This window comes from Clostridium sp. HGF2 (genome assembly GCF_964240115.1).
GTDB classification, from domain to species: domain Bacteria; phylum Bacillota_I; class Bacilli_A; order Erysipelotrichales; family Erysipelotrichaceae; genus Clostridium_AQ; species Clostridium_AQ innocuum.
Map to the genome: position 1 here is coordinate 71,864 of NZ_CAXSSO010000005.1, position 10,625 is coordinate 82,488.

Genomic DNA, 10,625 nt, shown 5'->3' on the forward strand with positions numbered 1-10,625 from the left:
TTATTACATATTTTTGTGATATAGAACAGGAGAACTTATGAAAATTTCTGAAGAGCTAGCAAAGATTATCGTTGATAATATCCATGAAGTCATCCCTGAGGAAATCAATTTCATAAATGCGGACGGTCTGATTATCGCCAGCACAGATCCAAAGCGTATGCATCGTCTGCATACCGGCGCGCTCAGTGTTATTCGAAACCGCGAGCAGCTGAGCGTGCAAAACGATACACAATATTACGGTGCACGTAAGGGAATCAATATGCCGGTATTCTTTGATGATGAAATTATCGGTGTGATTGGCATTACAGGTGAGGAACAGGATGTTATCGGCTATGCGAAAATCCTGCAGAAGATGACACAGATTCTTGTCAAGGATGCATATTATCGTGACATCCGTCATCAGAAGCGTTCCAGTGACAGGATTCTGATTGAGCGGGTGCTGAGCGGGAATTTTGAGAATGAATCCTTATTTCAAAATGACAATCTGACACAAAGGAGTCCAAGACTGATTGTATGTGCAAGGATTGACGGACAGCTGAAGGATGAGCAGATCGACCGTATACACCGTCTGCTGGAGGCTGTTCCCTTTTCCACCTATATTGAGAAAAAGGCGTTATATGTGCAGGAGCTGATTTTCATTATCCCTGCACAGAACAGGATGTATATCCAGCAGTGGATTGGCAGTATCCGGGAGATATGTCCGCATGCGATTTTCTGGGGAATCGGCACTGTGACTGAGAAAATCAGCGATTTGCCGCTTTCGTATAGCAGAGCAAAAACAGCTGCCCTCTGGGGCAGCCGGATCAGCGGACACAGGGTTTCCTGTTATGAGGATATGGGGGTCGGTATGCTGCTGCCGCATATCAATGAGCTGGAGAGAGCATATTACCTGAAGCATCTATTCAAGGATTGCAGTGCTGAGCGAATTGCGGAAATCATGATGGTTTTATCCCTGTATGAGGAGCATAACGGCAGCATTCTTCATTGTGCAAAAGCCTGCAATATGCATCGGAACTCCTTTCAGTATAAGCTTCTGCAAATACGCAAGCAGACCGGTCTGGATCCGAGAAGCCTTCATGATTATGTGCTGCTGAAGCTTGCTGTTGTGCTGTACCAATTTCAGCAAAATACACCGCATTCCTAAACGAAAACCTGTTCATGCAAATGATATTTATGAGAAAAGCACGCCTTGACTCTTTGGAGTTCCTGCGTGCTTTTATTCTTGTGGGTAATCTGTTCATATCTTTATATTCACTTCTGGTTCGATTATCACAGGTGAAAGTCTTATCATACTTAATCTATAATCAACAGGCTTATATGCTGTTTAAAGCTACCGCTTGAACATCCCTATTGATTGGATAATTCTCCAGAGTATTACACAGAATAATACGATTTTCAATCTGATATAGCGACGATTTCAACTGATCAAATCCCTTTACATCACTTGCTTGAAAAGAAACACCCTGTTTTATTTCTATGAGTGAAAGCCTTCCTTTATAAAGAAGGACAAGGTCAATTTCATTTTGTTTACTATCCCGATAATAATATGCATGAAACGGCTCCTTATTATTTAAAAAGGTTTTTCTTATTTCATTCACTACAAATGTTTCAAAAAAAGCATCGGATAAATTGGAAATACGCAGAGTTTCGGGATAATTCATCTTTATCAAGTAAGCTGCAAGACCTGTGTCACTGAAATACACCTTACTTGATTTTACAACACGCTTCATTATGGATATATCATTATACGGTTGTAGAAAATATATCAAACCGGTAGATTCCAATATAGAAAGCCAATGCTGTATCGTGTTACTGCTTACTTGCAGTTTTCTGCTCAGGTCAGAAGCATTGATCTGCTGACCTGTAAGAGCAGCAAGATATTGAAGGAAATCATGAAATTTCAGCTTATCCTTTAGGTGTATCAGTTCACTGATATCTCTGTCAATGTACGTATTCACATAATTCTCATAATAGTCAGGCACCGCTTGATATGTCCGATATAATTCCGGATACATACCCTTTGTAATCAGTTCAAATACATCTTTTGCACTTATTTTTATACTATTCTGATACATTGCTATGCGATCTTTTGAAGGTACAAACGGTATGGTTTCTCTACCCAGAATTTCATCCAGCCCCAGAGGCCTCAAATATAACGCATACGTATGAAAAGCTCCTTTTCAAGTATACCCATAAAAGAGTCCTGTCATCACCATTCTCTTTCCTGTTGCTTTATTATATGAAAAGGACTGGTTCCATCGCTTGAACCAATCCCTTTTCACCTTTATAAGAAATTATCTTTGTTCTTAGTAGTAATATTTCACTTTGTCATTCGATTTGAACAGACGAATCTTTTCCTCAACGACTTTTCCACATGCTTCCATTGCTTCCGGATAGATTTCCAGAGGTTCACGATAACCTGGATTTTCATTCAGAGTCTTGCGGCACTGTGTATAGAATGCAACCTTGATATCACTGGAGATATTGATTTTACAAATGCCATTATCAACTGCTGCTGCAATCTCTTCGTCTTTATTGCTGGATCCGCCGTGCAGTACCAGTGGTACATCCACCTTGCTGGTAATGTCTTTCAGAATATCAATACGCAGCTCCGGTTTCATATCCTTTGGATAAATTCCGTGAGCTGTACCGATAGCTACGGCAAAGGTATCAATTCCTGTGTCCTCAATGAACTGCTTTGCTTCTTCAGGAACCGTATAGATAACCCCCTGTGTTCCGCCCTCAATTGAATTACCGGTTGTACCGATGGTTCCTAATTCTGACTCAACGGATACATTGGCGATATGTGCGGTTTCCACTACTTTTTTTGTGACAGCCACGTTTTCCTCATAAGGCAGTGTGGATGCATCAATCATAACAGATGTCATACCTGCACGGATGGCGCGTACTGCTGTTTCATAAGAATCCCCGTGATCCAGATGGATACATACAGGCACATCGGTCTGTGCTGCTTCATAAATCATTGCCTGAATCTGTGCATCTCCTACAAAGTTAAATTCATCCGGACTCATTTCCAGAATAACAGGTGAATTTAATTCCTTTACTTTTTTCATAACAACCTTTAACAGCTGATCGCTTCCGATGTTGAATGCAGGTATTGCAAAGTGATTTTTCTGTGCAACTGCAAGTAAATCCTTCATATTCATTAACATAAGTTTAGCTCCTTCTTCCCTTACAGGGATTTTCCTTCCGATTTTGATAATCTGATGTAATGCCTGATAATCTCGCGACTATCAATTTCAACCTGATGCATCATGACCCAGTAATTGATGTTCGGGTCTTTTTCCAGATGCTTTTTAATACTGTCAACGTTGGCATTCATGAAATCACAGCCGACATTGATTTTGTTAATACCGTATTTTACACAATTTTCTATGTTTTTATCCCCGGAGCCGGAACCGCCATGCAGTACCAGCGGCATTTTGGTAAGCTCCTTGATTTCCTTCAGGCGTTCAAAGTCAAATTCAGGAACATATCCCTTTGGATAGTTTCCATGAGAGGAGCCAAAGGAGATAGCCAGTGCATCAATACCGGTTTCCTTTGCGAAGCGCAATGCCTGCTGCGGATCTGTCTTCATCGCATCATTTGTATAATTGCCGCCTTCACTTCCACCCATGCATCCGATTTCCCCTTCTACGGATGCGTCGAATTGCTTAGCAAATTCAACAATTTCCTTCGTCATTTTAATATTGCCTTCCAAATCGTAGCGGGAGGCATCAACCATAACACTGGAATATCCGTCATGCAGGGCTTTTTTCAAATATCCGATTTCTTCCCCATGATCAAAATTTAATGCAACCTCTATACTCGAGCGCTGCGCCAGCAGCTTTACAATCGGCGCAATCAGCTCGCTGTCACAGTGATTCACCATATGCTCCTGAACGATATTCACAATGATGGGAGCTCTTAAATCCTGCGCTGCACTTATGACAGCTCTTGCTGTTTCTATATTAAAGCAGTTGATTGCCATGACTGCATAATTTCCTTCGTTGGCTCTTTGCAGCATGCCTTTCATTGATACATACATTGCGATCCCTCTTTCTTTTTATGAGAATGTGATGCCGGAAAGATCCATTTCCTCTTCGACCTCTTCCACCTGAACTTCATCAGCGTCTGTTCTCTTCTTTTTGATAAGTACCAGCAGAACAGCTGTCACACACGTACCGGCCAGCAGTGCGAGCAGGGCTGCGAATGGATTGGTCATGGCCGGGATAACGAAGACACCGCCGGATGGCACGGCACTTCCCACACCCAGAGTAAAGCTGATAGCGCCTGTCACACCACAGCCGATGGAGGTACAGATAACCGTACGAATCAGGTCATTCATAGCAATCGGGATAACACCCTCGGAAATCATACAAAGTCCCATTGGGAAGGCTACCTTGATGTTTTCGACCTCTGTTGATGTATAAATACGTTTTTTGATAAATTTAGAGATAACAAGGGATAATGTAATTCCAAGTGGCGGAACCATAGCTGCAAGCACCTTGATAGCCTCCGGCTCCAGAATCCCCTCCAGCAGTAACCCGTCGCAAATAAGATTCGGAACCTTGCTGATCGGACCACCGAAGTCCAGACAGCCAAGGGCACCGATGATAAAGCCGTACAGAATCTTAGAGCTCTGATCCAAGCCTGTGATGAAGTTTGTCAGACCTTCTGTTAACCATACGATTGGTGTACCGATTACAAAGTACATCAGTAATCCTGCAATGATGGAAGATAATGTCGGAATGATCATCATCGGCATCAGTGCCTCTGCCCAGTGTGGAACCTTCAAATGCTTTCTGATGAACAATGCGATATAACCGACAATGTAACCTCCGACCATACCACCCAGGAAGCCGGCTCCCAGGAAGGAAGCAATCTGCCCCATCAGGAAACCTGGAGCGATACCCGGACGATCTGCTATTGAATAAGAAATATAACCTGCGATAAATGATGGAAGAAGCCCCATTCCCAATACACCGAGTGATGTCAATGCACTAGGAATCGTCATCTTGCTTAAATCTGTAACTACCTCTCCACCCATCAGATTTCCGATAGCGATCAGCAGACCGGAAGCAACTACCAGCGGCAGCATATAGGAGATGGCGGTAAGAGCATGGCGTTTCAGCTCAGCACCAAATTTTTTCATAATCCTTTTTCCTCTCTTTCTTTATTTGTTTAATTCTGCTTCAATTTTTTGAATCAGCTGCTTCGGTGCCTTCACACACACATTGGTAGGAACCTTTACTGTCTTTTTCCCCTCAAAGCGCTCCGTACCTGTAATGGCGATGTCAATGGCAAGAATGACAACATCTGCGGCTTTGATCTGTTCCGCTGTTAATTCATCCTCAGTACCGATCGTTCCCTGTGTTTCCACATGGATTGTGTGTCCCATACCTTCCGCAGCTCGAATGAGCTTTTCTTTTGCGATATACGTATGAGCGATTCCGGATGTACAAGCTGCAACTGCAACGATATTCATTTGTACGTCCTCCTTTCTTTAACTGTCTATATTATAAAATGTTTCCGACATTCCTTCCGATTCATTGTGGTATTTTTAATACTGCCCTTTTTTTCTTTTCTTTGAAACAGATGGGAAGATAAATGTGGTACTTTTTATTTTCCCGCAAATATCTCCTTTAATTCTTCTACATTTTCTACCTGCAGCAGACGTTCGACTGCCTCATCATTCCCCAGCTTTCTGGCGATATCCGCCAGCAGCAGCATGTGGTTGCGTGCATACTCATGATCATTGCTTACGGCAAACAGGAAAACCAGACGGACGCCCTTATCATCCAGTGTCTCCCATTCAATTTCATGCTTCAGCTTTGCAATTGCGATACCGACCTGTGTCACAGAATCACTTTTTCCGTGCGGAATAGCGATATAATTGCCGATTCCTGTTGTTCCTTCACTCTCGCGCAGATAGATATCCTTCTTGAAGGCCTCCACATCTGCGATATAGCCTGCATCCTTCAGCTTTCCTGCGAGTAATGTTAATACCTCTTCCTTATTTGCCGCCTCTGCGTTTAAGTCGATGATTCTCTCATCCAATACATCTATTAGTTGCATATCATGTTCCTCCTCGTATTTTTTTATGATATAACATTGCAAGTCTTCATGTTTATCGCGTATACTTCTGTCGACTACTGTATCAGATAGCGATACAGCTCCAGATTCGATTTTTTACTGCGTATGATTTTCACCTTTTCATCTGTCTCTATCAGCGATATATACTGCTTATAGAATGACTGTATTCTTCGGATTTCCTCATGTGTGGACATTTTAAAGCCCAGCAGGAAGATCACATCCACCCGGTCATCATCCCAGACAATCGGTTCCGGTAATACTGCTATCGCGACATGGGATTCATTCACTTCACTCATGGCTCCATGGGGAAGTGCCACACGGTTTCCGATACTCGTCGTTGTCGCTTTTTCCCGCTCCATGACGGAATCATAGAATTTTCCTGTCACATAGCCCTTCAGCTCCATGCGCTCACACATGTACTTCAACAGCTCTTCCTTCGTATCAAATGATGTATTGATGAACATCAGCTCAGGAGAGAACAGCTGAAAGCAGATCGGTTCAAAGGGATTGATTTCCTCCGATACCCGAAGATTCAGATTATCCATGAAGCTGCGAAGCATCCCAATCCCCGTATCACTTAACAGGTTCGGTATGACGATAATGCGTCTGTCTGTTTCCTTTAACAGCTTGGAGCTTATGATGATATCCTCATCCGGATGCTCATACAGCTTGAAATCATGATGACTGATAACCTTCAGACTGCTGATTTCCGGTACGGTTTTGCGAATCCGCTCGCTTAGCAGCTGTGCGTGTCCCAGATTGCTTTCCGCAAGCAGAATGGCACTGTAGCGCTGATTTCGTCTTTCCAGTGCTGATTGTATATACAGCACGATATAGCCGAGCTCATCCTCTGTAATCTGCAGACCGAAGGTGTTCTCAAACATCATGGATATCGACCAGGCCGCACGGAAGACCGTCTTGTATTCGGTTTTGATGAAATTCACAAGCGAATTGCTTTGTGGAGAGCCGTAACGCAGACGGAATATGGTTGGTCGCATATGGAAGATGAGACTTTCCCGCAGCTTGCTGTCATTTGTCAGATCCACTTCCAGAATATTTCCAATCGTAACCAGCATCTCATCAATAAAATTCAGTATTTTCTGATCATATTTTGAGATATTGGAAATCATATCCACCGCATTGTTGATGCCGATGAATTTCGAGCATAAAATCTGTGTTGCCAGAAACATGACATCCTCGTTGGAGAAGATCACATGCATCTTCTCATGCAGCTTTTTGAAGATAGCGATGGTAAACGGATATTCGTTGTAGCGTTCCAGGATTTCCTGATCCTCCTGTGCGATGCGAAGCGGTGTACTGAAATCCTTACGCTGATATGCCAGACAGCAGTAAATGAGTATTTCGTAAAAGGAAGTATCTGTGAAACGATAATTCCATTCGTTCTCCGTTTCAATAATCGCTTTCTTTATTAAATCGATATCGATACTGGAGAAAAAGTCCTGTGTCTGTCTGCGTGTTTCATCCAGATCATGATCCAGCATGATATAGTCCTTTAATGCGATTCGATAGCTTGTTTCATCATATTTCAGTGAACAGCCGCGGCTTCGTTCGTTGTTGATTTCAATGCCATACGGAGCAAGCCATTTTTCACAGTCTTTCATCACCTTCAATACGGTTGGCGGACTGAGATACAGCTCCTCTGCCAGCTTCTGTGTTGTGATGGTTTCTCTGGGCATCATACGAAAGAATATCTGCAGTGTTTCTCTTACCCGCTGTGTTGCATCATAGCCTACACTGAAGTGCTCAGCACCATCCAGCAGCCGCAGCATTTTTTCCTTCTGCTGCTCGTCCATATTCAGCCAGATTCCGACACGCGGCTTCTTTTCAATGGAGCCTAGCTGATTCTCCTGTAAATAGTTTTGCAGGTGCTCCAGCTTATTTCTGGTTGCCTTTTCCGAAAGAGCAATCATGGAAGCTATTTTACCTGTTGCGACGATATCGCCCTGTACCAGTATCTTCAGTATTTCCTTAATATAGTAATTTTCTTTTTCAGACTTCATAGACACCTCCTGTATCTGCAGTTTCTACACTTGAAGAAACGCAAGACAGGCTGCTCCGAGCAATCCGCTGTCTTCACTCAGGTTTGTTTTCACAACCTTCACCAACGGCTGAATATTCGGATACACCTTTGTTTTCACTCTCTGTTCCACATCCTCTACAAACCCCGGTATCTTGATTGCGACACTGCCGCCAAGAATGACGATTTCCGGATCGACAAACGCATAGATTATGGCAATCGTATTTGCAAGATATTCCTTGGCATCCTCCATAATGTTAATCGCTGTCTGATTTTGCGAACAGGCAAGTGAATATACATCGCCGGCATGCTCAACATCCAAACCGGCTTTTTTTGCGCGTGTTGTAATCGCTGTACCGCTGCAGATAGCTTCCACACCGCCGGGATAAATGGAACCATGGCTGGGACCGTTCCTCCATAACGGGATATTCGCGATTTCATGTGCAAAGCCATGCGCTCCCTGATAGATCTTTTTATCAATGACAAGTCCTGACCCAAGTCCTGTGGAAATGGTCAGAAACTGCACATAGGAGTAGTCTTTCCCCTGACCCAGAACAGCTTCCGCAAGACATGCGAGATTTGCATCATTTTCCAGAAAAACCGGTACCTTTAAACGTGCACTCAGCTCTTTGCTTACCGCAAGACCATGCCAGCCTCCTTTTAAATTGGGAGTGTCCAGAATAATTCCCTGCTTCAAATCCAATGGACCCGGACAGGATAAACCGACTCCTGCGATAGCCACGGAAAAGCTCTGCACCGTCTCCTGAATTTTTTGAAGTGTTGCCTGTGGATTATTTACATCTGTAGGAAACTGTATTCTTTGAATAATCTCATATGCTTCATCAATCAGTGCGATTCTTGTATTTGTTCCTCCGATATCAATTCCTGCTGTATACAATCATATCCCTCCTTATTTACAAGTTAAGAATACCATGAACCCTTTATTCCCTCAAAAAAATATGGGGAATATAAATGAGGTAGTTTTTCCTTTTTGTCGATTTTGCAGGAATACATATGAAAAAGACCTGTTTATAGTAAACACATATCGTTCTTTATAAACAGGTCTGTCTTCAAACTTTAAGTGTATTTAATCAAATATTGAAAGCGTATCATATCCATGAATCGCCGCTGTCCAAACGGTTTCTCTGTAAACAGGAAGTAACCATGCCTGTTCACCGAGATAGGTTTCCAGACAATCGTCATATTCACTGATATCCATGGTATCCTGCAGCGATCGGTAAAATGGACTCATATCCTTGGTCTTTAGGTAATCACTGTAGGTCCCTGTGAACAGGTAGGCATCGGCAGTCTTTGCTGTTCCGTCATTATATTCCTGCAAAGTAACCTTCATCCCCTTCTCCTGTAGCTGTTTTTGAAGCTGTACTGCAATCGCTCTGGAACGTGCGGAGGGAAGATGCTGCAAATGCAAATCTTTTATGGATGTCTTCTCATCAGACAGTACATCACGATACACTGTTCCTTTTTTCCGTGCTCCGGTTATTCCGGAAGCACTCAGGATTTCTCCGCTGTTCAGTGAAGAAACTGCCTGATCCGGCTGTATAGCTCCTGCAAGCGAGCGGCGCAGTGAAGCATCCTTCCATTTTCCGCTGTCCTGAAGCACCAGGAACATTCCCTCCTCTTCCTGCATGGCATAAACGTCATAGGCTTTATTTTGTTTCAGCTTCTCCAGATACCCCTCTTTTCCTATCATAAACATATCGGTGCTCTGTTTTTTTATGATATCATCAAATTCTCCGTAATTCATAACAGATATATGAATTTTTTCATAGGGATTCCTCTGTTTGGTTACAGGCACCAGAGTCATATCGGATAAGGGAATCAGCTCACTGATTTTATAGCTTCCGCTTCCCGCAAAGGTAGCTCTGTCCGCATTTTCAGCCTTTGTGCAATGCATAAGCGGGACTGTAAACAGCTCCGGTAGTCGAAGCACCGCTTTGTTCAGTGTCATCACAAGCTGTGTTTTACTCTTCACCTGGATATCCTTTATATTGGCAGTATAGCTTGCAAACGAGCTTTGGTTTGCGGGATTGCCGTGCCATTCATATGCATCCTTTACACTTTGTGCCGTCACCGATTCCCCATCACTGAACGAAGCACTCTCCTTCAACCTGATATCGATATGTGTTCCCTGCTTGCTGATGCGTATGGTTTCCGCAAGCATATAGGAAATGCTCTGGTCCTCCCGTATCATCAACAGGGGCTGATATACTAACCGGCGCAGAATATCCGTTGTCTGATTATCCTGTGCATACGGATGCATGGAAGCACTCATGGAGGAAACACCAATTTGATAGGTGGAGGAAGAAGCTTCCTTTACACGGGATGCTTCCCCCTCCAGAATCAGATAGGATGAAGAGGAAGATGGTTTCCATAGGAGCACAGCACATGCAATCACCAGTGCTGCAGATATACCTGCGAATAGAATCTTCTTTTGTCTGCTGATTTTCTTTTCACTAATTCTATTCATCCT

The 10,625-nt window shown here is 43.2% G+C and carries 10 protein-coding genes; 1 reads left to right on the forward strand and 9 read right to left on the reverse strand.

Translation table 11 applies throughout. From position 1 onward, the window contains the following. Positions 1–37: 37 nt before the first annotated feature. Positions 38–1,144 (forward strand): sugar diacid recognition domain-containing protein, encoded by a 1,107-nt coding sequence (locus tag ACESPQ_RS10180; protein WP_257327458.1) that lies wholly within the window; start codon positions 38–40, stop codon positions 1,142–1,144. A 169-nt stretch (positions 1,145–1,313) separates the two neighbouring features. Here ACESPQ_RS10180 and ACESPQ_RS10185 read toward each other — a convergent pair whose 3' ends face one another. The 9 genes from ACESPQ_RS10185 to ACESPQ_RS10225 form a co-directional block, all read right to left on the reverse strand. Next, positions 1,314–2,075, reverse strand: a complete 762-nt coding sequence (locus ACESPQ_RS10185) for an ATP-binding protein (RefSeq protein ID WP_373144328.1) — start codon at positions 2,073–2,075, stop codon at positions 1,314–1,316. 231 nt (positions 2,076–2,306) lie between these two features. After that, on the reverse strand, positions 2,307–3,173 hold the full coding sequence (locus ACESPQ_RS10190) for a ketose-bisphosphate aldolase (RefSeq protein ID WP_002606524.1): 867 nt from the start codon (positions 3,171–3,173) through the stop codon (positions 2,307–2,309). A 20-nt stretch (positions 3,174–3,193) separates the two neighbouring features. Continuing rightward, positions 3,194–4,048 carry a class II fructose-bisphosphate aldolase gene (locus tag ACESPQ_RS10195; RefSeq protein ID WP_002606525.1) on the reverse strand — a complete coding sequence of 285 codons (855 nt, stop codon included), beginning with the start codon at positions 4,046–4,048 and terminating at the stop codon, positions 3,194–3,196. A gap of 18 nt (positions 4,049–4,066) precedes the next feature. Beyond that, positions 4,067–5,155, reverse strand: coding sequence for a PTS fructose transporter subunit IIC (locus ACESPQ_RS10200; RefSeq protein ID WP_373144329.1), 1,089 nt, complete (start codon positions 5,153–5,155; stop codon positions 4,067–4,069). A gap of 21 nt (positions 5,156–5,176) precedes the next feature. Beyond that, entirely contained in the window at positions 5,177–5,488 is a 312-nt protein-coding gene (locus ACESPQ_RS10205; RefSeq protein ID WP_002606527.1) for a PTS fructose transporter subunit IIB, read from the reverse strand. Positions 5,489–5,622: 134 nt separating this feature from the next. Further along, complete coding sequence (locus ACESPQ_RS10210) at positions 5,623–6,078, reverse strand: PTS sugar transporter subunit IIA (RefSeq protein WP_002606528.1); 456 nt, start codon at positions 6,076–6,078, stop codon at positions 5,623–5,625. A 74-nt stretch (positions 6,079–6,152) separates the two neighbouring features. Next, the gene (locus ACESPQ_RS10215; RefSeq protein ID WP_008816202.1) at positions 6,153–8,117 is read right to left on the reverse strand and encodes a BglG family transcription antiterminator; all 1,965 of its coding nucleotides are present in this window, start codon (positions 8,115–8,117) and stop codon (positions 6,153–6,155) included. A gap of 24 nt (positions 8,118–8,141) precedes the next feature. Then, a complete protein-coding gene (locus ACESPQ_RS10220; RefSeq protein WP_257334500.1) occupies positions 8,142–9,032 on the reverse strand; it encodes an ROK family protein in 891 nt (296 codons plus the stop codon). A 189-nt stretch (positions 9,033–9,221) separates the two neighbouring features. Further along, positions 9,222–10,622, reverse strand: coding sequence for an ABC transporter substrate-binding protein (locus tag ACESPQ_RS10225; RefSeq protein WP_257270857.1), 1,401 nt, complete (start codon positions 10,620–10,622; stop codon positions 9,222–9,224). Positions 10,623–10,625: the final 3 nt, after the last annotated feature.